Here is a 23,869-nt window from a genome sequence, read left to right as displayed (position 1 = left end):
CTCCTCGGCAAATATATTATGTAAATTTACTACCATTGCGGCACGCATTCGATCTCACCCACGAACGACTTGGCTTGGCGACCCTGCGCCACCACGCTAGGATGCCTTATCTAACACAACGTAGTTACTTGAAAACGTAGTCACTTGAAAAAGTAGCTACTGGAAAATGTGGTTACGTGACAACGTAGTTAATTCGACACCCTTGGCAGACAGAGACTCCCATTACGCATGCCAGCCTTCGATCTGATCGACCGTATCCGTTCCCGTTTGGAGGAACTCAATCGTTCCGAACGCAAAGTGGCCGACGTGATTCTTCACGACCCGGCCGCCGCCACTGGCATGAGCATCGCAACGCTGGCGCAGGCGGCAGCGGTCAGCGAACCAACGGTCAATCGCTTCTGCCGTAATTTCGACGCCAAGGGGTATCCCGACTTCAAGATCAAGCTGGCCCAAAGCCTAGCCGGCGGCACGCCCTATGTCAGCCGCAGCGTGGAGCGTGACGATGGCGCCGCGAGTTATGGCGACAAGATCTTCGGTGCCACCATTGCTGCCCTCGACGACGCCCGCCGCGCGCTCGACGCCCAGCGTGTCGAGCGTGCCGTCGATTATCTGATCCAGGCCAAGCAGATCAGCTTCTTCGGCCTCGGCGCCTCGGGCCCCGTGGCCCAGGACGCGCAGCACAAGTTCTTTCGCTTCAACCTGCCCGTCACCGCCTACGAAGACGTGCTGATGCAACGCATGGTCGCCGCCGCCACACACACCGGCGACGTCATCGTCATCGTGTCCTACACCGGCCGCACCCGCGAGCTGGTCGAGATCGCCCGCGTGGCACGTGACAATGGCGCCATCGTGCTCGGCATCACCGCCCCCGAATCGCCACTCGCCCACGAGTGTACCGAAACACTCGAGGTCATCACCCCGGAAGACACCGATGTTTACATGCCGATGACCTCGCGCATGATCCACTTGGCCTTGATCGATGTACTGGCGACGGGCGTCACGCTGCGTCGCGGCGAAGACTTCCTGCCGCACCTCAAGAAGATAAAGGACAGCCTGCAAGCCACGCGATTTCCGCTCCACGACTGAGCGTCGTGGAGTACGCTTGCCGCCGCAACGCGCAGTCACGACAATGAGCGTCTCACCGCTCTCATTGAGCCGTTTTTATTAAATGGCTTTTCTTCCAAGGAGTATGCCCATGCGCTGGCTCGTCGCCTGCCTGTTGATTCTCGTCAGCACAGCCGCCACGGCGGAAACGTTTCGTTTCACGGCCATCCCCGACGAAGACCAGTCGCGGCTCGAGGAGCGCTTCGACAAGGTCGCCAATTACCTCGAGGATCAACTGGGCGTGGCAGTCGAGTACGTGCCGGTCAAATCCTATAGCGCTGCCGTCTCGGCCTTCCGCAACGGCCAGGTGCAACTGGCCTGGTTCGGCGGACTGACTGGCGTGCAGGCGCGCCGCCTGGTGCCCAACTCTCGCGCCCTAGCCCAAGGCCAGGAAGACGCCGAGTTCCGCACCTACTTCATCGCCAACCATGACAGCGATGTCGACACGCAGGGCGATGACTTGCCCAAGAACGTGCAGGGCAAGTCGTTCACCTTCGGCGCCAAGACCTCCACCTCCGGGCGGCTCATGCCCGAGTACTTCATTCGCGAACAGTTCGGAGCGCCACCCAAGTCGCTGTTCTCGCGCGTCGGCTTTTCCGGCGACCACTCCCGCACTATTGCCTTGGTCGAATCGGGTGCGTACGACCTCGGCGCGGTCAACTTCAAGGTCTGGGACGCCGCCGTGGCCGATGGACGCGTGGATACCGACAAGGTCGATGTAATCTGGAAAACACCGACCTACCCCGACTATCAATGGACCATACGTGGGGACGTTGACGACCGCTATGGCGACGGCTTTACCGGGAAGGTGCGCAAGGCGTTGCTCGATATGCACGATCCCGAGCTGCTCGAGAGCTTCCCCCGTCAAGGCTTCATTCCCGCCGACAACGATGACTATCAACCCATCGAAGACGTCGGCGAGAAACTAGGCCTGCTGCGTTGAGTGTGGAGGAACTCGTTCGCTTCGACGGCGAGGCGCTGGGCCATGCACGCCATACCGTCCTCGCCGATCTCACACTAGAACTTCGGGCCGGCGAACGCGTGGCCCTGCTCGGTCCCAGCGGGGTGGGTAAATCGACCCTGTTGGCCGCCTTGCGCCGGCGCCTCGGGCAGCGCGCGGCCTGGTGCCCACAAGAGCACGGCTTGGTGCCGCCGCTGTCGGTCTATCACAACATCTACATGGGCCGCCTGGAGCGCCACTCTGCGCTCGCCAACCTCGTCAATCTGCTGCGCCCGCGACGCGACGCCTGGCGCGACATTCAAGCGCTATGCAGAGAACTGGGCCTCGAAGGACTTCTCAAACGTCCTGTGGCACAGCTCTCCGGTGGTCAACGCCAGCGCGTGGCCATCGCCCGGACGCTCTATCAGGCGCGCGAGGTATTTCTCGGCGACGAGCCGGTCGCCAGCATCGACCCGCACCAGGCACGCCGCCTGCTTAATATGATCCAGCGTCAACACGCGACCTGCGTGATCGCCCTGCATCAGCGTGAACTCGCGTTGACGCATTTCGACCGCGTATGGGGCCTGCGCGACGGCCAACTGATACTCGATGCGCCAGCGCGCGAGTTGACGCTTGAAGATCTCGACACGCTCTATCCTGACGCCCACTCGCCTGATGCCTCACCGGAGCCGGCATGAGTGCCGAACGTGCGCCAGGTCTGCTCGCCGGTGACTCCCTCAATTTGCGCCTTGCCCGGCGCTCGCTGGGGCTGATTGCGCTGTGTCTGGTATTGCTGCCATTCGCCGACCTGGCGATCACCACCCACGATCCTTGGGCCGAGCTGGGACGCATGATCTCCGGCCTGCTGCGCCCCGACATCCTGGCGACCCAATCGCTGCCCCATGCCATCGCCCTGACCATCGGTTTCGCGCTGTGGGGAACGCTTCTCGGCGTGGTACTGGGCTTCCCGCTGGCCTTGCTCTTCCCACGTTCGCGCCTGCTACGCGGGAGTTGTGCGTTCGTACGCGCCATTCACGAGCTATTTTGGGCGCTACTTCTGCTGCAAGTCTTCGGCCTTTCCGCCGTCACCGCCATCGCCGCTCTGACGATTCCCTACGCCGGCATCTTCGCCAAGGTCTACGCCGAGATCCTCGAGCTCACGCCGCGTGCACCGGTCGATGCCCTTCCTGAGGGCGTGGGCCGCTTCTCGCGTTTCGTGTATGCCGAACTGCCCATGGTCTGGGCGAGGCTATCGAGCTATACCCGCTATCGCTTCGAATGCGCCATGCGCTCGAGCGTACTGCTGGGCTTCGTGGGTCTACCGACGCTAGGTTTCCATCTGGAGAGCGCCTTCCGCGAGGGGCGCTACGCCGAGGCCGGTGCCTTGCTGTGGGTGTTCTATCTCATGATCGCCTCGCTGCATCTATGGGGACACCGCCGCCTGCTGCCGTGGGTCGCGCTGGGCAGCCTGTTCCTGCTGGGGCCATGGCCGGACATCGACGGCGCGCTGCTGTGGCGATTCATGAGTGTCGACCTATGGCCGAAACCCCTGCTCGACGGTGATCTGGCAGGGCTTTGGCAATGGTTCGGCGAAATCCCCGACCTACTGCCCGCCATCGGCAACACCCTGCTACTGGGGCTGATGGGCACCGCCGGTAGCCTGGTGGTGGCCTTGCTGCTGTGGCCATTGGCCTGCCGCCATTTCGGCAACCGTCCGACCCGCATGGCAGGCAAAGGCGTCTTGATCCTGATGCGCTCGACACCGGAATTGATGCTGGCGTTCATCTTCCTGTTGATGCTCGGCCCCTCGATGCTGCCCGCCTGGCTGGCGTTGTCGTTACATAACGGCGCACTGATCGCTTTCCTGGTGGCGCGGCATGCCGATGCCATCGTGCCGGGCAGCCACGCACTGCCGGCATCTGCCCGTTATACCTACGAGTTACTGCCACGCCTCTATGGCGGCTTGCTGGCGCTGCTTTTCTACCGCGCCGAGACGATCATTCGTGAAACCGCACTGTTGGGCATGCTCGGCATCGCCACGTTGGGCTTTCACATCGACTCCAGCTTCGCTTATCTGATGTTCGATCAGGCATTCTTCCTGCTGCTGGTCACCGCCGGCCTGAACATCGCCGTCGACGCCTTGGCGCGCCGCTACCGGCCGCGCGAAATCGCCGACACCATAGGCGAACACGACCGGTCCACGGGGGAAGCCACATGCTGATCACGACGCTGCTGTTCATCGCCACCGCTCTGGCGGAAATCGTCGGCTGCTATCTACCCTGGCTGTGGCTGCGCCAGCAAGGCTCGCCCTGGCTGCTAATCCCGGCGGCCGCCAGCCTGGCGCTATTTGCATGGCTCTTGACGCTGCACCCCGCCGCCAGCGGGCGTATCTATGCCGCCTACGGTGGCGTCTATGTGGTCTGTGCCTTGGGCTGGCTGTGGGCGGTCGATGGCGAACCGCTGCAACCAACCGACTGGATCGGCGCCGGCCTCGCGCTTGCCGGGATGGGCGTGATCGCCAGTGGATGGCGATAAGAAAACACCGCAGAAGATTACGTTTTGCTGCGCTGTGTTGCACGTGAACCTGCTAATGTCTGGAGACGATGTGCCGCCCCATGGAGGGGGAAACATCGCCAGTGACCCGGCTAATTGCCTGGTCTCGTGTCGCTAACGTGTTCCATTGACGAAGGTTCACATGACCACACCGCCACGCCCGCTGATCAAGGACGAAGAGACACCGCCCCCCAGCATCGCCTTCTTCAACGCCAAAACGCAGCACCAGCAATTTTGCCAATGACCCCGGACGCGCCGCCGAAGCTGGACGCAAGGGCGGCCAGGCCAGCCCCACCAACTTCAAGAACGACCCTGGGCGCGCCGCCGAAGCGGGACGCAAGGGTGGCCGGCAGAGCCCGGGCAACTTCAAGCAAGACACCAACCGCGCTCGTGAGGCGGGCCGTAAGGGTGGGCGCCAACGCTCATCCCATGCCTCGTAACGATCACCCAGTGCATGGCCAGTCGCTTGCGCCGCCCCGCGGGCATTGCCTACGCCTTTCGCCACCATGTCTGACAGCCAGCTACATGGCGCTGACATAGACTGACACCTAACAGCACATACCACTCGCGTTGCACATCAGCGCCAAGCGCCGTTTCCCTGCGCCCGCACATGCGGGTTTGGCCTCAGGCCGGACCGTCCGCCAGGACGGTCTTTTTTTGCGTGCGCCACAACTCCCATGTCGGCGCCCCGAGACAGTAGCCATCACCCATCGCATTTCATGACACCAATGATGGCCGCTCTGCGTCACAATCACCTCGCGCATGGGTATTCCTCTCCAGATTGGCAGCCAGCATGCTAGCCAGTAAGCTATGCCCAGTAGAGGTAGCCACTCAATAACCGTTACCCGTCGACAGTGAGACCGAACCGGGACGCCAACGCGCCCCATCGGCCTTGGTTATATCGAGTTAAAGAATCTCCTCCCATTGCCGATAGGTTTTTCCTGGCATTAGATTTCTTTCACAGCATGTAGGTGTTGTCTGAAAAGTCAGCGAACCTTGGGCAACGGGAGCGGATTCCGTTAGTATTCTGGCCCGCATTATCCGGATAACGCGATGTCTTCGAGCTTACAGATAGAAAGTTGGTATGCGTGGAGCGCGGCCCCTGTTAGCTGCGCCGGGGACGAGCGTCATGACATCGCCTCTTTGTCCGACCTCGAACCGCTACCGCCACTGTTGCGGCGACGCCTCGACCAAGCTGGTCGCGCCACCTGCCAGATCCTGCGGCGCCTGGATCCGGAAGCGGCCTGTCCGATCGTACATGCCTCCCGCCATGGCAACACGTCGCTCACCTGGGGGTTGCTCACCGAGCTGAACGACGGCAACCCCTTATCCCCCGGTCGATTTTCTATGTCGGTACACAATGCTGTGCTAGGCCTGCATGCCATTGCCCGCGATCACCGGCAACCACTACAGGCACTGGCCGCTTGCGGCGACGAGCTGGATGCTCTGTTCGACGAGGCATTGGGCTATCTTGCCGAAGGTTATCCCGCGGTGATCGCCGTATTTTCGGAATCAGCGCTACCCGAGGCCTATCAGGGTTTGACGTCGCACCCTGCGGCACCCTGTGTCGTGGGCATGCGTCTTGCTGCCTCGCCAGACCAGAGCATCGCCGATAGGCCGTTTGCCCATACGCTTTCCCTTTTGTTCGGCGATAACGCGCAACCCACGCCACTCGATGTCATCGCCTGGCTGAATGACCTTGACGACCAGCAGCGCTTGGAGCGAGGCAACGCGTGTCAGTAAAAGAAACCCAGAATCCATCGGCGAGCGGGACGCGGTGGACGGCACACCATCGCCAGGCGCCAGACGCCGGGGCGACGGAACCTCCCGTAACGCCAGAGGTGTCTTCGAGTACCCTGCGACACAGCAATTCGCCTGCGCGGACATGGATATCGCGCCACCTGAATCGCGGCTGGCGGGCGCTGGGCACCCTGTTTTCCTTTACCCTTTTTGGTTGTGGCGGACTCGTCATCGGCCTGCTGGCCGCTCCGATGCTGAACGTGCTCTACAGGGAACCACGCAAGCGCCAGCACACGGCACGGCGGTTGATCGCGTTCTCGTTCCGTGGTTTTCTCATGCTCATGCGTGGACTCGGCGTGCTCGAATACCGCTTGTCCCATGTCTCCCGGCTCAAGCGCCCAGGGCAGTTGATACTCGCCAATCACCCGTCGCTGATCGACGTTATCTTCCTGCTGGCCTACACCCCGAATGCCGACTGCGTGGTGAAAGGCAAATTGGCCACCAACCCTTTCACGCGTGGCCCGGTCCGTGCCGCCGGCTATATCACCAACCAGGATCCCCAGGACGTCCTGGAAGCCGCTGGACACAGCCTGGCCCAGGGCCATTCGTTGATCCTCTTTCCCGAAGGCACCCGCACGACACCGCAGCGGCCGATCAAATTCCGCCGGGGCGGTGCCAATATCGCGCTGCGTATCGGCACACCGATCACGCCGGTGCTCATCCTCTGTGCGCCGCCGACGCTAAGCAAGGAGCACCCCTGGTACCATGTGCCGGCACGCAAGGTGGAAATCGAGCTGCACGTGCTCGACGACATACCGCTGCCCACCGACAAACAACAACCGATGGCGCAGACCGCAAGGCGGCTGACGCACCAGCTAAGCGATTATTTCAACCAGGAACTGGAACAACGAAGACATGAGCGAAACCCTCGACCTGTCGCTTGAACTGAAGCGCATGATCATCAAAACCCTGGAACTCGAGGATATTACGCCCGAGGATATCGACCCCGAGGCGCCCCTGTTCGAGGAAGGACTGGGGCTGGACTCCATCGACGCCCTGGAAATCGGTCTCATGCTGCAAAAGCACTACGGGATCAAACTCGATTCGGAAGCCGAGGAGACCCGCCAACACTTCGCGAGCCTCAATGCGCTCAAGGCCTTAGTGGAGGCGCATCGTGACCACTGATTCCCTGTCCCAACGCGAAAACATCTATCAGCACGTCCGCCAAACACTGGCGGAGCTTTTCGAGATCGACGCCGCAGAGATCACGCCGCAAGCGCGACTGTACGAAGATCTCGACATCGATAGCATCGACGCCGTGGATCTCGTCGTCGAATTGAAAAAATACACCGGGCGGCGCATTGATCCTAGCGATTTCAAGAGCGTCAGGACAATCGACGACGTCGTCAGCGCCGTCGAGCAGATCATGCAACGTTAAGCGCCATGTCGCGACGTGCGCTAACTATGGCAGGCGGCTGCCTGGCGGCCGCCTGGCCTCTCATCGTGCTGTTCCTGCATGAGGACGTGGGCAACTGGCCTCTGCTCGCGATTGGTATTGCCCTACTCGCCTGGCGCCTGCCCGGGTCGTTACGGGTAGTGTTCCCACTGGCCGTCGTCCTGCTCGGGCTGGGACTAGTGGGGCGCGCCGAGTGGGGGGTGCGCGCTTATCCGGTGGCAGTCAACGCAGGCATGCTGATGCTGTTTGCGGCCAGCCTGATGCATGGCCCGCCCATCGTCGAACGCCTGGCGCGGTTGCGAACGCCGACGTTACCACCGCACGCCATCAGGTACACGCGCCGCGTGACCCAGGCCTGGTGTCTATTTTTCATGATCAATGGCGGTATCGCCGCCGGGACCGTTTTCGCAGGTGATCTTGCCTGGTGGTCGCTCTATAACGGGGCGATCAGCTACCTGCTGATGGCGGCGATGTTCGCTGGCGAATGGGTGATTCGCCGCTACCGGATCGGGAAATCCGTATGACGTTCACTTCTTTGTGTCACTTGCCCTGGCGTCGGGCCGCGTCGTCAAGCGGGGCGCGACCTGAAATACACGCGCTGGGCGATGCCTGGCTGACCACCTCGCGACTGGCCAACGAGATCGACCGCTGGCACGCCTGGCTCGCCACCCAGCCGCAAGGCGCCTGGCTGCTTTATAATCGCGACCCAGCCCTCTTCTGCCCCGCGCTGCTGGCGTTATGGGAAACGGGCCAGACCGCCGTGCTGCCGGGAGACGATCGCCCCCAGACTCTGGCGGCGATGGCATCCCAAGTGGTGGGACGCATACCCGAGCGACTTCCCGACGAGGCCCCGCGTTCACGCCCCATGCCGGCGATTCCTGCCACGCTCGCCCGCGATGCCATCGCGGTCACGCTGTATACCTCTGGCTCCACCGGCGCGCCGGTCAGCGTCGATAAGCTTTTTGCCTGCTTGGAAGCCGAACTCGACGCGCATCACGCCCTGTGGCCGCTGGTCGGCGGCAAGCCCAACGATGCCGCCGTGATTTCCCAGGTCAGCCATCAACATATTTACGGCCTGTTGGTGGGGCTTTTGCATCCCTTGTGCGCTGGCGTGCCGTTTTGTGCCCGGGATTGCGGCTATCCCGAGGTACTCAGCGCACGACTCGAAGAAGCCCACGCCGCCGGGAGGACGGCAGTCATCGCCAGCTCGCCACCACAGTTGGCACGCTTGCCGGCGTATTTGGAGTGGGCCGCACGGGGTCGCATCGAGCGCCTCTTTTCCTCCGGCGCGCCGTTGCCGCAACGCCATGCCGCGCGCACGGAAGCGCTTCTGCAAGCGCCCGTCATCGAGATCTACGGCAGCACCGAAACCGGCGGCATCGGTTATCGCCGGCAACGTGACGACACGGACTGGCAGCCCTTTCCCGGCGTCGAATTTCGTATCGAGGCAGGCACCCTGCGGCTGCGCTCGCCGTTCTTGTCAGACGCGCCATCGCCCCCCCAGTGGTGGGCACAGCCGGATCGCGCCGAAGCCAACGGCGAGCGTTTTCGCTTGCTGGGCCGCCAGGACCGCATCGTCAAGGTCGCCGGCAAGCGCGTCTCGTTGACGGCGCTCGAACAAGCCTTGCACGAATGCGACGCCGTGCTCGATGCCCGCTGCGTCACGCTGCACGACGACCAGGAGCGGCTAGGCGCCATCGTGGCCCTCGAGGCAGATGCCATCCCCCAAGCGCGCGATGAACGCCATGCCCTGCTGACGACGCTGCGCCAACACCTGAGCCAACGTTTCGAGGGCGTGGCAATCCCCCGTTATTGGCGCTTCGTCGATGCCGTGCCACGCAATACACAAGGCAAACTCGACAACGTGCTGGTGAAACGGCTATTTGCCGACCTCAACGACTCCCGCCTGCCTCGCTGGCTGGGCGACAGCCACCCGGCGCCGAACACGGTTCGGGTCACCCTCGAAGTCCCGGAGCAGTTGCGTTATCTGGATGGCCACTTCGATTCCCTGGCGCTAGTGCCCGGCGTCGTCATGGTGCAGTGGGCCTACCGGCTGGGCGAGCAGTACTGGGGCAAGCTGGGCCCGTTCCGCGGCGTCGAGCGGGTCAAGTTCCAACAGATGTTGCGCCCTGGTACTCGCTGCACGCTGACGCTCGAACGCCATCCACGCCATATCGCATTCCGCTTCTCATCAGGGCACGCATCGGGGCAGGAACACTACTGCCTCGGCAAGCTGCGACTCGACGAGGTCACGGATGCCTGAGATTCGCCCCTGCGCCCTGGTTCCCGTTTACGACCACCCGACGACCGTCACCGGAGTCTGCCAGCGCCTGGAACGACTCGGGCTACCGGTGATCCTGGTCGATGACGGCAGCGGCGACGCCTGCGCCAGGGTGCTCGACGCACTACATCGCCAAGGGCATGCGCTCGTCCGACATGCCATCAATCGAGGCAAGGGCGCCGCCTTGCGTAGCGGCCTTCGCGAAGCACAGCGCCTGGGCTACACTCATGCGCTACAAGTCGATGCCGACGCCCAGCATGACATGCAGGACCTGCCGTCATTCCTGGCCGCCCTGGAGGCGCAACCGGACACCCTGTTCGTCGGCTACCCGCGCTATGACGACAGCGTGCCCCGCGCTAGGCTCTACGGGCGCTACGCGACCCACGTCTGGGTGTGGATCAATACGCTGTCGCTGGCGATTCGCGACACCATGTGCGGCATCCGCGTCTACCCCGTCGCCGCCGTCAATCGGCTGCTCGCGCGCCACGATTGCGGCGACCGCATGACTTTCGACACCGAGATCCTGGTGCGCTGGCATTGGGCCGGCCACGACCTCGTCAATCTGCCGATCAAGGTGCACTACCCCGAGGATGGTGTCAGCCACTTCGCTCTGTGGCGCGACAATCGCCAGATCAGCCTCATGCACGCCAAGTTGTTCATCGGCATGCTGTGGCGCGCGCCCCTGCTGCTCCGTCGCCGCTGGCGGGCAAGGCGTGAGACCACCAAGGCGACACAACGCACCAATGCCCGTTCCACACACTGGTCCAGCATGAGAGAACGCGGCACTCTAGGCGGTATGCTGTTGCTGGTCCGGCTACGCCGCTGGCTGGGCCGCTGGCCGTTTCGCGTTGTCTTGTGGCCCGTGATGCTGTGGTACTTCCTGACCCATAGTACGGCTCGCCAGGCTTCAACCGCCTATCTCAAGCGCCTCGACCCTGCGCTCACGCATCGCCCCGCGCGCTTGTTCGGGCAAAGCTTCCGACACTTTTTGTCGTTCGGCGATACCTTGATGGACAAGGTCGATGCCTGGAGCGGACAAATCGCCCGCGAGCGCCTGACCGGGCCTGGCATCGACGCCTTCGAGTCCGCCATCGCGCAGCAAGCCGGCGGTCTCATACTGGTCGCGCACCATGGCAATCTGGATGTCGTCAACGCCTTGACCCAACGACATCCACAGCTCGACCTGACGGTCATGCTGCATACGCGCAATGCCGGCAAATTCAACGAGCTGCTCGAAAGCGCCAGCGGGATCGGGCGCCCCAACGTCATCGAGGTCAGCGAGATCACTCCCGGCACCGCGCAACGACTAGCACGACGCATCGAAGCCGGCGGGTTCATCGTCATCGCCGCGGACCGGGTGCCGCTCTCTTCGAGCCGCACCCGCGCCGTCGATTTCTTGGGCGAGCCGGCCGACTTTCCCGAAGGCCCGTTTCATCTGGCGGCACTGCTGCGCTGCCGAACCTATTATCTTTCCTGTATTCGAGACGAGAGGCGTTTCGTCATCGACTTCATCCCGCTGGAGAGCGCCAAAGCCTTATCCCGGCGCGACCGCCACGCCTGGATCGGACGCTGCATGCAGCGATACGCCGACACCCTGGCGGCGCAGGTGCGCCGCGCGCCGCTACAGTGGTTCAATTTCTTCCCTTTCTGGGGGCAGGATCGCGAATCCGACGTGAATCCTCGGAGCCCCGACACCGACGCTCGATACGAGAACCGACATGATCCCCGATGACCGCCCGTTACCCCATACCGAAGTCGAGCTGAGCGTTCCCTTCCACGATGTCGACATGATGCAGGTCGCTTGGCACGGTCACTATGTCCGCTATCTGGAGATAGCCCGTTGCCAGTTGCTCGACATGATCGACTACAACTACCCGCAAATGCAGGCATCGGGCTTTGCCTGGCCCGTCATCGACTTGCGCCTGCGCTACGCGAACCCCGCCACCTTCGCCCAACGCCTGGCCATCGAAGCCCGCCTGACGGAATGGGAGCATCGCTTGAAGATCAATTACACCATTCGCGATGCCGGCACCCGCCAGCGCCTGACCCGCGCCTGGAGCATTCAGGTCGCGGTCGGCCTTGATGACCATGATATGTGCCTGGCCTCGCCGCCGGCATTGGTGCAGCGCTTGGTCGCCTGGCAGCAGGCTAACGAGGCATGAGGAACTGCATGAGCGACAACCGCACCACCGCCCGCATCGCATGTCTGCTGGCACTCGTCTGCCTGCCGACGTTTGCCTGGGCCGCCCCTACGCCCCAGGCGCTGAGCGAGCAGTTGGCAGAGCATGCCGAGCCTTGCGGGCGCTTCGAGCAGTCCCGACATCTGGCCGATCTCGATACCACGCTCGAGAGCCGGGGCATTTTTCGACGCGACGGCGAGCGCCTGATCTGGGAAACGCAATCCCCCATCGAGGATCGGGTCGTGCTGGGCCCGAACAACCCGGACCTGCCACCGCAACTGCAAACCATACTGCCGATCTTCGACGGCTTGCTGGCGGGGAATTGGCAAGCGCTGTCGCGGCATTTCACATTGCACCTGGAAGGTACATTGTCGGCGTGGCACGCCGATCTGGCGCCCAAGGACGCCGCCGTTCGTTCGCGCCTCACGCGTCTTGCCGTAGGCGGCGGGCAGCAGGTCGAGACGATCAAGCTGGATTTCGATAACGGCGACGCCCTGACCCTGTCGCTATCGCCGCATGAGTGCGCGACCACCGGCCCGGCCGGGGCGTCGTCCCATGATGCCGACGGAAAGTATGTGGATGGTAAGTCGCCTTGACGCGTATGTCGTTCACCCGGCCCACCCTGGCCGCGCTCGTCTGGCTCGCGGTGATGATCGGCTGTGGGGGGGCGCTGACGCTCCTGCTAAGCCAGGGCGGAGAGTTCGACACCCGCATTACCGCTCTGCTGCCGGATGACGAGAGGAGCGCACTGATCGCCGCCGCCGACCAACAGCTTTCGCAGCAGGTCGAGAACCGTTTCGTGCTCTTGGTCGGCGGGCCGGACGCGGCGGCGCAAGTCGCCGATCTCAAACGGCGGCTTCAGCGCTCCGGCATGGTGGCCGACTTCGACGATGACATACCGCTGGCCTCACTCGATGCCCTAAATGCCTATCGCTACCGATTATTGGCACCGTCGCTGGCCAAGGCGGACGCCGCTGCCTGGACACGACAGGCCTTGCAACGCCTGTTTGGCCCCGGTGCCCAGGTCGACCCGATCGAGGATCCCTTCGGCTTGCGGGATGCCTGGCTAGCGCACCGCCTGCAAGGCCCGGTCACCCTCGTCGACGGCATGCCCACAGTAAGCGATGACCATGGCCAAACCTGGTTTGCGGTGAGTGGCCGAGTGCGGGGCAGCCCCTTCGACATGGGCAAGCAACAGCGTTTGCTGGCCACCATCGACGCCTTCCGGGACGCGCATCCCGATACCCGACTGCTGCGTGCGGGGCTGATCTTCCACGCCGCGGCCGGTGCCATGCAAAGCAAGCGGGAAATCTCCACGATCGGCTTGGGCTCCCTGCTCGGCGTCATCGCCATGATCTGGCTAACCTTCAGGCGCTGGCAGCTCGTGGGGCTGCTGCTAATTCCGATCGCCTGCGGCATCCTCTTCGCCCTGCCCCTCACCTGGCTGGCGTTCGGCACCCTGAATCTGCTGACCCTCGCCTTCGGTGCCAGCCTGATCGGTGTCAGCGTCGACTATGCCCTGCATTTCCACTGCATGCGCCTGCTCGCCCCTGAGCAGCCGTTGCGACGGATCTGGCCCGGTTTGTGGCTCGGCTTGATCTCCAGCCTGGCCGCGTACCTAGGTCTATTGGCGACCCCCATGCCGGGCCTGCGGCAGATGGCGACCTTCGCCCTTCTAGGACTCTCGGGCGCCTGGCTGACCGTACGCTTGTGGCTGCCGTTGCTGCCCGTCCGCGGCCATCCCGCGACGCCCGCCATCGCGGCCCGGCTCGACAGCTTGCGCGTGCCTCTCTCCCAGCCCCTGCGACGCGATCCGCGCTGGGTGTTGCTGGGCGTGCTCGGTATCGTCGCGGCCGCCGTGGCACTTACCCAATCGACTACGAGCGATGACCTACGGCAGTTGAATCCCTCTCCCCCGGCGCTGATCCAGGAGCAACAACAGGTCCAGACATTGATGAACGCGTCGTTCGATGGCAGCTACCTGCTGGTCACGGCCCCTGACGAGGCGGCGCTGCTGACCCAACTCGAAGCGCTGAATCCCCGCCTAAACGCGCTGGTCGAAAAGGGCCATCTCGGTCACTACCGCCACCTGGCCCAGGCAGTACCCGCCCCCGCCACGCAGAATGCCAACCTAGAGTTGGTGAGAGAGCGTTATCGCCACGTGTTGCCCACGGTCTTCCAGCAGGCCGGGCTGTCCGACCGCCTGCTGGATCAGGCCCAGGCGCGGGTCGCACAGCCGGTGCCGGTATTGAAGGTCTCGACATGGTTGCAACAGCCGCTGGGCGAACGTAACCGCTCGCTCTGGCTCGGCACCTCACCGCATTGGGACGGTACTGCCGCGCTAGTCGCACTCGGCCACGCCGATGCCGAGGCCGCGCAGGCCCTGAACGCCATCGCGACAGCGCCGGATATCCGCTATCACGACAAGATAGCCAGTCTGTCGTCGCACCTGGGGCAGCTACGCGACACCCTCTCCCTGTGGCTCGGCGGGGCCATCGTGCTGCTGTCGCTGCTGTTCATCTGGCGCTATCGCCGCCGCGCCTGTCGCGTGCTGTTGCCGCCCCTGGGCGCGCTGCTGGCGACACTCGCCACGCTGGCACTGCTCGGCAACGGGCTGACCCTGTTTCATGTGCTGGGATTGATGCTGGTCTTCGGCATCAGCATGGATGCCGGCATCTTCAGTGCCGAGCACACCCAGCATGCCGCCAGTTGGCTGGCAATCACGCTGTCCTGCGCCTCCAGCATTCTCGCCTTTGGCCTGTTGGCCTTCAGCGCAACGCCGGCCCTGCACGCCCTGGGGCTGACCTGTCTGATCGGCCTCGCGGCCACCTGGCTGCTGGTGCCCTTTGCTCGGGCGAGCCGCCCCGTTTCCTCATCGGAGTAACCCACCATGAACCGACCCCACCAGCCGCATACCACCTCCGACCTTGCCGCCTCCGACTCTGTGGACAGCACCGATATCGCCATCATCGGCGCGGGCCCGGCCGGTGCCGCCGCGGCGGCCTGGCTCGCCCGCCGCGGCTGGCGAGTCAGCGTGATCGAACGCAACCACTTTCCGCGTTTTTCCATCGGCGAGAGCCTGCTGCCGCAATGCATGGTGCATCTCGATAGCTGCGGACTGCTCGATGCCGCCCGTGCCGGCCATTTCCAACCCAAGAACGGCGCAGCCTTCACCTATCGCGGCCAGGACTCGGCCTTCGACTTCCGTGACAAGTTCAGCGACGGTCCCGGCACGACCTGGCAAGTCGAGCGCGCCGATTTCGACCAGCGCTTGATCGCAGGCGCGCAGGCGTTCGGTGCGCAGGCCGAGTTCGGCATGCAGGTCACCGACTTCTCCGGCGATGCCGACGGCCAACGTCTGACGCTGGTGGACGAACAAGGCGATAGCCGCACCCTGTCGGCCCGCTTCGTGCTGGATGCCAGCGGTTACGGCCGGGTGCTGGCGCGCTTGAACAGCCTCGCCCGCCAGCCGTCGCTGGAATCCCGCTGCGCCTTATTCACGCATGTCGAAGACCGCATCGCGGATCCCCGCTACGACCGCGAAAAGATCCTCATCGGCCTCCATCCCCAGGATCCGAACGTCTGGTTCTGGTTGATTCCATTCGCCAACGGTCGGGCCTCGCTGGGTGTCGTCGGCGAACGCAGCCGGCTCGAACGAGGGGGCGCGGATGACGGTGAGCGCCTGTGGCATTTCGTGCGCCAGGAACCCCGCTTTGCCGAGCTGCTCCACGACGCCCGCAGCGTGCGCGATGTTGACAGGATCGAGGGCTATTCGGCCAGCGTCGAGACCCTGCATGGCCCCGGCTACGCCCTGCTGGGCAACGCCGGGGAATTTCTCGATCCCGTCTTTTCATCCGGCGTGACCATCGCGCTGGACTCCGCCATGCGCGCCGTGCCGCTGGTCGAGCGCCAGCTCCAGGGCGAGAACGTGGATTGGCAGCAAGACTTCGAGCAGCCCATCCGCCGTGGCAGCGCGACCTTCCGCGCCTTCGTCGAGGCTTGGTATGACGGACGCCTGCCCGCTATCATCTTCCACCATCGTCAATCTGCGCGGATACGCACCATGATCAGCGCGGTATTGGCCGGTTACGCCTGGGACGAACGCAACCCCTACGTCAGCGCCAGCGAACGCCGTCTGAGTCGGCTTGCCGAAGTCTGCCCCCCACTCACGTCTTTATCCGTCGAAGCTTGAACATGTCGCCGATTCCCGCCAAACGTTTGCTTGTTTCATGTGGGGCACTGTGCCTGGCCTGGCTGGGCGGCTGCGCCGCCATGCCGGACACTTCGCCGTGGCCTGCGATGTCGGCCCTGCCCGAGAGCGAACCAGTGACCCAGCGCTTGACGTTCCACCACGGCGGCAAAACCCAGCAGCTGTTGGGGATCCTGCGGCACGACGCCCGTTCGCTGACGCTGGTCGTGCTGAGTCCGCAAGGGCAACGGCTGCTGACCCTCGATGTGGATGACGAGCAGGCCCACTTTCTCGCCGATGCCGCGTTCGAGCCGCCGTTTAGTGCCGATTGGCTAGCCAGTCGGCTGATATGGAGCCTGTGGCCCGAGCCCAGCCTGACAGCTGCCTTTGCCGGCACGCCGTGGCGGCTGGAGCAGGAAGGGACGACCCGGGACGTCAGCTACCGGGGCACGCCGGTCGTGCGCATCGAGCGGCACCCGCATTGTCTGTCTATCGACGACCGTCAGGGGCGCTATCGCCTCCAGATCGAACGCCTTCAGACCGCGACGCTCGGCAAGGCGTCCGCCAACGGCGATTCCCCCAATAAGGATGCTTCCAATAACAATGTGGAGGGCTCATGTCCCACTCCATGACCGCACGCGCACCTATACCTTGCTGTCTTTCGCGCCCCGCCGTGGTCTGTCCGCTAGGAGACACGCCGGCGGCCATCGAAGCGGCGCTGTTTCAAGGCCAACGCGGGCTGGTCGACGATGACGCACTGATTGACGCGCGCACGCTTCCCGTCGGCCGGGTGGCGACGCCGCTGCCGGATGATAGTGCCTGGCCGGCGCAACACCGCTCACGCAACAACCGCCTGCTCGCCGCGGCGCTGACACAACTGGCCCCCACGCTGGAGGCGTTCCGACAATGCCATCCCGACGCAAGGATCGGCGTCGTTATCGGCACCAGCACCTCCGGCATCGGCGAAACCGAGCGCCATCTCGGGCACTACCGGCAAACCGGCCAGTGGCCTGAGGCGTTCCACTATCAACGCCAGGAAATCGGCGCCAGTGCCCGCTTCATCGCCGAGCGCCTCGGCCTCGACGGCCCCGCCTATACGTTGTCGACCGCCTGCACCTCCAGCGCTCGGGCGCTGACCAGTGCCCGACGCCTGCTCGCGAGCGGCCGCTGTGATGCGGTCATCGCCGGTGGCGCCGACAGCCTGTGCCGCTTGACCGTCAACGGCTTCGCCGCCCTGGGAGCTTTGAGCGACGCGCCCTGCGAGCCGTTTTCCGTCAATCGCCGGGGCATCAACATCGGCGAGGCCGCCGCGCTGTTTCTCGTCACCCGGGAAACGGGCGGCATTCAGCTCAGCGGCTATGGCGAAACCAGCGACGCCCACCATATCTCGGCGCCCAAGCCGGATGGCGCGGGCGCACAAGCCGCCATGGAAATGGCACTGGAGATGGCATCGCTCACGCCGGGGGAGGTCGACTACATCAACCTGCACGGCACGGCGACCCGCCTGAACGACAGCATGGAAGCCTTGGCCGTCGCGAAAGTGTTCGGCGAGGCGTCGGCCTGCCGTTCTATTCCAGCATGTAGTTCCACCAAGGCCCTGACCGGCCATACACTAGGTGCCTGCGGCGCGCTCGAAGCCGCTTTCTGCTGGCTCGCCATGCAGACCGAGCGCCTGCCGCCTCAGGTCAACGATGGCCACATCGATCCGCAACTAGCGCCTTTGCGATACGCCACGGCCGATACCCGCCAGACTTGCCGCCGGGCCATTAGCAATGCCTTCGCATTCGGCGGCAACAACATCTCACTGCTTCTGGAGCGCGCCTCATGAGCGAACCGAGCCCGCCACGGGCGTCGAGCGCACCGGCGCTGCCCTGCGACATTGCGCCTTATGTGCCGCACCAACGAGAGATGTGCCTGTTACAGCGTCTGATGGCGGTCGACGCCGACACTTTGATCGCCGAGATCACGCCACGGCGCGAGGATCCCTTCGCCGTCGAAGCAGGCATCCCGGGCTGGGTCGGGCTGGAATGGATGGCCCAGGCCATCGCGGCCTGGGCAAGCGTCATGGACGATGGCCCGGAAGCGCCGACCATCGGGTTTCTCTTGGGCAGTCGCAGCTTCCATGTCACACAACCGTTTTTCGCATTCGACATCCCTCTGTATGTCTCGATCCAACTGGATTTTCAGGCCGAAAACGGCCTCGGTGCCTTCCAGGCGCAGATAACAACCGCCAGTGGAGAAGCGCTGGCCCAAGGCTCGCTAAACGTCTACCGTCCGCCTTCGAATGAAGCGTTGGATGCCATGAAACAAGGGAAAATGCCATGAACCGAACGATACTGGTCACAGGATCGAGCCGGGGAATCGGGCGCGCCATTGCGCTACGCCTGGCACGGGACGGCTTCGATATTGTCCTGAACTACCGCCAGCGCCAGACCGATGCCGAAAGCGTTGCCGCCCAGATACGCGACATGGGGCGCCAAGCCCGTACGCTATGCTTCGATGTCACCGACCGGGCGCAGGCACGCGCCGTGCTGGAGCAGGATATCGACCAGTACGGCACTTATTATGGCGTTGTCTGCAACGCGGGCATCACCGCCGATGCGGCCTTTCCGGCGTTGACCGACGAGGATTGGGACAGCGTCCTCCATACCAGCCTCGACGGTTTCTACAACGTGATCAAACCGATTGTCATGCCCATGATTCAGCGCCGTGCGCCGGGCCGTATCGTGGTCATGTCCTCAGTCTCGGGCATGGTGGGTAATCGCGGACAGGTCAACTACAGCACCGCCAAGGCGGGACTGATCGGCGCCGTCAAGTCGCTCGCGGTCGAACTCGCCAAACGGCGTATCACCGTCAACTGTGTCGCGCCCGGCTTTATCGAGACCGACATGACCCGCGACGATCCCGACCTCGCGGAGCAAGCCTTGAAGCTGGTTCCCATGCGCCGCGCCGGCACCAGCGACGAGGTCGCAGCTATGGTCTCCTTCCTGTGTGGCGATGACGCCGGTTACGTGACACGCCAGGTATTGTCGGTTAATGGAGGGGTGTGTTGATGGCAGAGACACCGATGCCCGCCTCCGGAATGCGTTCCGATGGCCTCGGCTACCGCGTTGTCGTCACCGGCATGGCGGGGTTTTCTCCGATCGGCAATGATTGGGCGCAGATCCGGACGAACCTCGAACGCCAGCACACCGGCATTCGCTACATGCCCGACTGGGATGCCTACGAAGGGCTGAACACGCGACTGGGGGCGCCCAGATGGCGACACGAGCCAGCGAACTAGCCCTCCGCGATGCCGGGCTGCTCGAGAGCTCATTGCTGGGGTCGGGCGATATGGGCATCGCCTATGGCGCCTCGGCAGGCGAACCCGACGCCGTGGCCGACTTCGGTAACATGCTCATACGCAAGTCGACGGATGGGCTGAACGCCAACTCCTATATCCGCATGATGGCGCACACGGCGCCGGTCAATATCGGCGTGTTCCTGGGCGTCCAGGGTCGCATTCACACCACCTCCAGCGCCTGCACCTCGGCCAGCCAGGGCATTGGCTACGCCTATGAAGCGATCCGTTTTGGCCGCCAGGTGGCCATGATCGCCGGTGGCTGCGAGGAGCTTTCCGCCTCGGAAGCCGCCGTGTTCGATACCCTCTTCGCAACCAGCACCCAAAACGATGCGCCCCACGCCTCCCCACGCCCCTTTGACCGGGAACGGGACGGTCTGGTCATCGGCGAAGGAGCTGGTACGCTGATTCTCGAACGCCTGGACCACGCCCTGGCACGCGGCGCCCAGATCCATGCGGAAATCGTCGGCTTCGGCACCAATAGCGATGGACGCCACGTCACCCAACCCAATGCCGCCACGATGGAAGGCGCGATCCGGCTGGCGCTGGACGACGCCGACCTCGCCGCCGAGCGCATCGGTTACGTCAGTGCCCACGGCACGGCCACTGATCGTGGCGACTTGGCGGAAAGCCAGGCAACATTCGCGGTCTTCGGTGACCGTGTGCCGGTCAGCGCGCTGAAAAGCTTCACCGGCCACACCCTTGGTGCCTGTGGCGCGCTGGAAGCCTGGGCCGCGATCGAAATGATGCGCAACGAGTGGTTCCACACCACGGTCAATCTGGACACACCGGACCCCGAGGGCGCACCGCTGGATCACATCATCGGCGCTCCCAGACAATTCGCCTGCGACCATGTCATGAGCAACAACTTCGCCTTTGGGGGGATCAATACGTCGCTGATTTTTCGGCGCTGGTCCTGACCCCATCAGCCCAGGCACACAACAAACCACGATTTCACAAGGGAACATTCCATGAAAAACATCGGTATGAAAAAGTGCATCGCAGCAATTGGTCTCGCCGTGATCTCCATGGCAGTCGCTGCCCAGAGCGAAGCGCGAGACACGCGTTTGCTACTGTCCATCGACGAGGCCATGAACACCCCCGCCGCCAAGGAGAAACTCGACCCATCGATCCGTTTCGTCTTCGCCGGTCAATCGCACGCCAGGACGACGCGGGATTTCGGCAACTTCGTGACCAACAAAAAAACTAATGCGTTCAACAAGAGCGACGAGGAAGCCTGCCGCTGGGTCATGCTCTCCGCGCTGCTCAGCCTGCAGGATCGTGTCAAATCGGAAGGGGGCAACGCCGTGGTCAATATCGAAAGTTATTATGACCGTCAGCCCATGGCTTCCAGCACCCAGTATGAATGTCATGCCGGTATGCTGATGGCAGGCGTGGCGTTGCGAGGAGATGTCGTCACGTTGCCGTGAACCGTAAAGCTTTCTGATCGATGCTCGAAAACCTTACTGCCCGCCGTCAGCTCAGGCGACGGGCAGTGAGTTTACGGACGCGTCATTCAGGCTTGGCTTCACGGGCCAGCTTGTCACGGTACTGTGCCAATGCTTGCTGAATCGTGTTCTGCCAATCGCTGTCAGTGACGAATTGCATATGGTCCTCGTACTCGGTCACCACCGGAGCGAGTCGATACGGGCTCGAGAAGTCGAACTCGGTTTCGATGCGCGCATTGGTGGCTACCGCCCAAAACCCGGGCTGGAACCAGCTCCAAAACTGCTTGATGGTGATATCCACGGCAGTCGTGTCCTGGGCGACATTCGCTGTCTGGACAACTCGCCAGCCAGCCTCCTGGAAGCCGGCGGTTGCGGTATCCCGGACAAGCTGCTCGACCGTGGTATTTTCTGGCAACAGTACATCGCCCAACGCCTTGCCCCAGCCATTTCGTTTGCGACCGATGGCACGCGCCTTGAGGTCTTCGGTGGCGGCATTCGCCCCTCCAAAGCCTAGTGAAGGGATGTCAGCAGAAGGCGGCTCCTGCTGAAATTCCCGGGCGTCCGTCACATCACGAATGTAGAGCGCCGGCGCGGACTCGTTCGCTACCTGAGCGGTAGTCGTGGTTGTAGGAATATCGATGACACTACGTGAGGTAGCGCAACCCTGAAGGGTCATGGTCACAGCCAACGCTAGTAGGAGAAGCCATTTTTTCATGGTGGGATCCGGCATCCTGGTTGTTGATAAGAGGCCGAGCATTGAGTAACACGAGGGGAACCCACTGACTCGGGGGCAAAACGTAATATCGGCAGGGAGAAGGAAAAATTAAGCTATGCCGAATAAAGCGTCGAAGAGATGAACCAGGAGGCTTTCCGCCGCATGGAAATCGGCTTCTAGCTCTTCGGTCGCGGCCGACCAAGCCCTCACTCTCGCTTATCAGAATGCCGATCGTGCTCACGACGGCACACCACCATCAAGCTTGGCGCGACGGGGCCGATAATGAGGCATACGCCTGAGGTAATGGATACGACACAATGAAACGCTTGGTTCTGACGCTCGCCGTGCTTCTCGCGACCGCCCTGCTGGGGGGTGCGCTGCTGTCGGCCACCGATCTCGCCTGGCCGCTGCCGCCTGCGGCCTTGATACCGTTGGGCGCTTTCGTGCTCGCGCTGGGCGCGTTGGCGATCCTGGCGCTGCTCGGCCTGGCGTTCTGGCAGCAGCTCGTGCAACAACAGCGAGCTTTACGCGACAGTCTCGACGCCCTGGCGCACCATGGGCGCACGCAGACCACTGCCTTGCTGGCCGAGCATTTCATGCAGCATGCCGAGCGCTTGCTGGAGAAGGAAGGATTGGACCCGAACAAGCGCAATGTATTGCGTTGCCTGTCCATCGATGCGTTACGTGGCAACAGCGGGCGCGGCGATCCCAACTATGCGCGCCTGGCACGGCTCTTCGAATGGTTCGATGGCGAGGCACGTGCCACCGACGACGGCGTCGAACGGCGGCGCCTGCTGGTACCGGTGTTGATGCAATATGCGGATGTCGCCGTCCAGCTATGCCGTGTCGGCGAAAGCGAAGAGGAGCGTCTGGGCGAGTTCCTGAGTCATCAGCCGCCAGCGGCGACACAGACGGACGACGCCACGCCAACGGAGTAAGCCGTCGACGTGACAAGTACTCAATAACGAGTATTCAATAAAAGGAAACGCTCAGCGCAGCAACAGCAGCGGCGATTGGGCGCGGCGAATCATCGCCGTGGTGGTACTGCCCACCAGGAACTGACGAATGCGCGAGTGGCCGTAGGCGCCCATGACCAGCAAATCGATATCATGCTCATGTTGATAGTCGCACAGCACCTTTTCGACCTCGCCGGCAATGATCCGGGTGTGCACGGCGCTGCTGGTCGGCGCCAGCTTTTTCTCCGCCCAGGCCAGTTGCTCGCGATGCTCGTCGGTGTCAGCCCCCACCAGCACCAGGTGGCATTCCAGACCACGCAGCAGCGGGCGCTCCGCGAGCAATTCGACCATCTTGCGGGTAGTCGGCCCGCCATCGAAGGCAATGAGGTAGCGCGAGGGGCTGGTGAAGGTTTCCGGCACCACCAGAATCGGCCGGTGCAGCCCACGGATCACGCGCTCGAGATTGCTGCCCATGTGCTCCGGCGCCGCCTCGGCCGATTCACCGCGCTTGCCCAGCACCACCAAGCGAGATTCCTCTTCGATCTCGACCAGCGCCTCGACCAGCTCCCCGTTGCGCTGACGCGTCTCGACCTCGGCAATGCCGGCGGCTTCGGCCCGCTCGCGCGCCGCGCTCAGCATCAGGCGGCCATGCTCCTGGGCGAGCTTGCCGCGCTGCTCGTCGAGGCTGGCCAGTTCCTCCAGCAGGTGCTCGCGCGAACCGAGCCCGATGTTGCCGCGCGGGTCGAACTGGCTGGGCGCCTGGTTACGATCCAGCACATGCACGAACGATAGCGGGACATCCATGCGCTGGCTCGCCCAGACCGCCGCTTCGCTCACGGTTTCCGCATAGTTCGAGCCATCGATACACGCCATGACGTGGGGGGCTTTCATGTGGCGGGCTCCTTCCAATGTTCTTATCGGGTCCCATCGTAATGGGGCTAACTGCATGATACTCAGGGCGGGGGAG

Annotated in this window: 24 protein-coding genes and 2 pseudogenes; 24 read left to right on the top strand and 2 right to left on the bottom strand. The window is 63.4% G+C overall.

Annotation, left to right across the window (positions count from 1 at the left end; all coding sequences use genetic code 11):
* The first annotated feature begins 228 nt into the window (after positions 1-228).
* The 23 genes and pseudogenes from L1075_RS04395 (at position 229) to L1075_RS04285 (ending at position 21,213) form a co-directional block, all read left to right on the top strand.
* Positions 229-1,086, top strand: a complete 858-nt coding sequence (locus L1075_RS04395) for a MurR/RpiR family transcriptional regulator (protein ID WP_246940270.1) — start codon at positions 229-231, stop codon at positions 1,084-1,086.
* 109 nt (positions 1,087-1,195) lie between these two features.
* The gene (locus L1075_RS04390) at positions 1,196-2,047 is read left to right on the top strand and encodes a putative selenate ABC transporter substrate-binding protein (protein WP_246940269.1); all 852 of its coding nucleotides are present in this window, start codon (positions 1,196-1,198) and stop codon (positions 2,045-2,047) included.
* The gene (locus L1075_RS04385; RefSeq protein ID WP_246940266.1) at positions 2,044-2,742 is read left to right on the top strand and encodes an ATP-binding cassette domain-containing protein; all 699 of its coding nucleotides are present in this window, start codon (positions 2,044-2,046) and stop codon (positions 2,740-2,742) included. Before L1075_RS04390 ends, L1075_RS04385 begins: the two co-directional genes overlap by 4 nt.
* Complete coding sequence (locus L1075_RS04380) at positions 2,739-4,265, top strand: PhnE/PtxC family ABC transporter permease (protein WP_246940263.1); 1,527 nt, start codon at positions 2,739-2,741, stop codon at positions 4,263-4,265. The genes L1075_RS04385 and L1075_RS04380 overlap by 4 nt, the downstream gene beginning before the upstream one ends.
* The gene (locus L1075_RS04375) at positions 4,259-4,579 is read left to right on the top strand and encodes a YnfA family protein (RefSeq protein WP_097021993.1); all 321 of its coding nucleotides are present in this window, start codon (positions 4,259-4,261) and stop codon (positions 4,577-4,579) included. The genes L1075_RS04380 and L1075_RS04375 overlap by 7 nt, the downstream gene beginning before the upstream one ends.
* 275 nt (positions 4,580-4,854) lie before the next feature.
* A pseudogene (locus L1075_RS04370) lies at positions 4,855-5,037 on the top strand (con-10 family general stress protein); the annotation flags it as partial.
* A 613-nt stretch (positions 5,038-5,650) separates the two neighbouring features.
* On the top strand, positions 5,651-6,340 hold the full coding sequence (locus L1075_RS04365) for a beta-ketoacyl synthase chain length factor (RefSeq protein ID WP_246940260.1): 690 nt from the start codon (positions 5,651-5,653) through the stop codon (positions 6,338-6,340).
* Between the two features lie 98 nt (positions 6,341-6,438).
* Complete coding sequence (locus L1075_RS04360; protein ID WP_246940258.1) at positions 6,439-7,281, top strand: lysophospholipid acyltransferase family protein; 843 nt, start codon at positions 6,439-6,441, stop codon at positions 7,279-7,281.
* Entirely contained in the window at positions 7,253-7,522 is a 270-nt protein-coding gene (locus L1075_RS04355; RefSeq protein WP_178999250.1) for a phosphopantetheine-binding protein, read from the top strand. Before L1075_RS04360 ends, L1075_RS04355 begins: the two co-directional genes overlap by 29 nt.
* Entirely contained in the window at positions 7,512-7,775 is a 264-nt protein-coding gene (locus tag L1075_RS04350; RefSeq protein ID WP_246940255.1) for an acyl carrier protein, read from the top strand. Before L1075_RS04355 ends, L1075_RS04350 begins: the two co-directional genes overlap by 11 nt.
* 5 nt (positions 7,776-7,780) lie before the next feature.
* A complete protein-coding gene (locus L1075_RS04345) occupies positions 7,781-8,317 on the top strand; it encodes a COG4648 family protein (RefSeq protein WP_218976015.1) in 537 nt (178 codons plus the stop codon).
* Complete coding sequence (locus L1075_RS04340; RefSeq protein ID WP_246940253.1) at positions 8,314-10,056, top strand: ApeI family dehydratase; 1,743 nt, start codon at positions 8,314-8,316, stop codon at positions 10,054-10,056. The genes L1075_RS04345 and L1075_RS04340 overlap by 4 nt, the downstream gene beginning before the upstream one ends.
* Positions 10,049-11,806: a glycosyltransferase family 2 protein gene (locus L1075_RS04335; protein WP_246940250.1), complete on the top strand. Its 1,758-nt coding sequence runs from the start codon at positions 10,049-10,051 to the stop codon at positions 11,804-11,806. Before L1075_RS04340 ends, L1075_RS04335 begins: the two co-directional genes overlap by 8 nt.
* Positions 11,793-12,236 carry an acyl-CoA thioesterase gene (locus tag L1075_RS04330; RefSeq protein ID WP_246940247.1) on the top strand — a complete coding sequence of 148 codons (444 nt, stop codon included), beginning with the start codon at positions 11,793-11,795 and terminating at the stop codon, positions 12,234-12,236. The genes L1075_RS04335 and L1075_RS04330 overlap by 14 nt, the downstream gene beginning before the upstream one ends.
* Before the next feature lie 8 nt (positions 12,237-12,244).
* Entirely contained in the window at positions 12,245-12,850 is a 606-nt protein-coding gene (locus L1075_RS04325) for a LolA family protein (protein ID WP_246940244.1), read from the top strand.
* Between the two features lie 5 nt (positions 12,851-12,855).
* The gene (locus tag L1075_RS04320) at positions 12,856-15,138 is read left to right on the top strand and encodes an MMPL family transporter (RefSeq protein WP_246940489.1); all 2,283 of its coding nucleotides are present in this window, start codon (positions 12,856-12,858) and stop codon (positions 15,136-15,138) included.
* A 6-nt stretch (positions 15,139-15,144) separates the two neighbouring features.
* Entirely contained in the window at positions 15,145-16,446 is a 1,302-nt protein-coding gene (locus L1075_RS04315; protein WP_246940241.1) for an NAD(P)/FAD-dependent oxidoreductase, read from the top strand.
* Between the two features lie 2 nt (positions 16,447-16,448).
* Complete coding sequence (locus tag L1075_RS04310) at positions 16,449-17,075, top strand: DUF3261 domain-containing protein (RefSeq protein WP_246940239.1); 627 nt, start codon at positions 16,449-16,451, stop codon at positions 17,073-17,075.
* Positions 17,060-18,271: a beta-ketoacyl-ACP synthase gene (locus L1075_RS04305; RefSeq protein ID WP_246940236.1), complete on the top strand. Its 1,212-nt coding sequence runs from the start codon at positions 17,060-17,062 to the stop codon at positions 18,269-18,271. The genes L1075_RS04310 and L1075_RS04305 overlap by 16 nt, the downstream gene beginning before the upstream one ends.
* Entirely contained in the window at positions 18,268-18,768 is a 501-nt protein-coding gene (locus tag L1075_RS04300) for a hotdog family protein (RefSeq protein ID WP_246940234.1), read from the top strand. The genes L1075_RS04305 and L1075_RS04300 overlap by 4 nt, the downstream gene beginning before the upstream one ends.
* Positions 18,765-19,496 (top strand): 3-oxoacyl-ACP reductase FabG, encoded by a 732-nt coding sequence (gene fabG, locus L1075_RS04295; RefSeq protein WP_246940231.1) that lies wholly within the window; start codon positions 18,765-18,767, stop codon positions 19,494-19,496. The genes L1075_RS04300 and fabG overlap by 4 nt, the downstream gene beginning before the upstream one ends.
* Positions 19,496-20,703 (top strand): annotated as a pseudogene (locus L1075_RS04290) (beta-ketoacyl-ACP synthase). Before fabG ends, L1075_RS04290 begins: the two are co-directional and overlap by 1 nt.
* 51 nt (positions 20,704-20,754) lie before the next feature.
* The gene (locus L1075_RS04285) at positions 20,755-21,213 is read left to right on the top strand and encodes an excinuclease ATPase subunit (RefSeq protein WP_246940228.1); all 459 of its coding nucleotides are present in this window, start codon (positions 20,755-20,757) and stop codon (positions 21,211-21,213) included.
* Positions 21,214-21,295: 82 nt separating this feature from the next.
* On the opposite strand, the gene L1075_RS04280 is transcribed toward L1075_RS04285, so the two are convergent.
* On the bottom strand, positions 21,296-21,946 hold the full coding sequence (locus tag L1075_RS04280; RefSeq protein WP_178999240.1) for a flagellar biosynthesis protein: 651 nt from the start codon (positions 21,944-21,946) through the stop codon (positions 21,296-21,298).
* A gap of 317 nt (positions 21,947-22,263) precedes the next feature.
* On the opposite strand from L1075_RS04280, the gene L1075_RS04275 reads away from it, so the two are divergent.
* Positions 22,264-22,884 carry a hypothetical protein gene (locus L1075_RS04275; RefSeq protein ID WP_246940225.1) on the top strand — a complete coding sequence of 207 codons (621 nt, stop codon included), beginning with the start codon at positions 22,264-22,266 and terminating at the stop codon, positions 22,882-22,884.
* A gap of 51 nt (positions 22,885-22,935) precedes the next feature.
* Here L1075_RS04275 and L1075_RS04270 read toward each other — a convergent pair whose 3' ends face one another.
* Positions 22,936-23,793, bottom strand: coding sequence for a universal stress protein (locus L1075_RS04270; protein WP_246940222.1), 858 nt, complete (start codon positions 23,791-23,793; stop codon positions 22,936-22,938).
* Positions 23,794-23,869: the final 76 nt, after the last annotated feature.

This window comes from Chromohalobacter beijerinckii, assembly GCF_023061185.1.
GTDB classification, from domain to species: Bacteria; Pseudomonadota; Gammaproteobacteria; order Pseudomonadales; family Halomonadaceae; genus Chromohalobacter; species Chromohalobacter beijerinckii.
The sequence above is the reverse complement of the archived record's forward strand: the minus strand, read 5'-3'. Positions and strand labels throughout refer to the sequence as shown.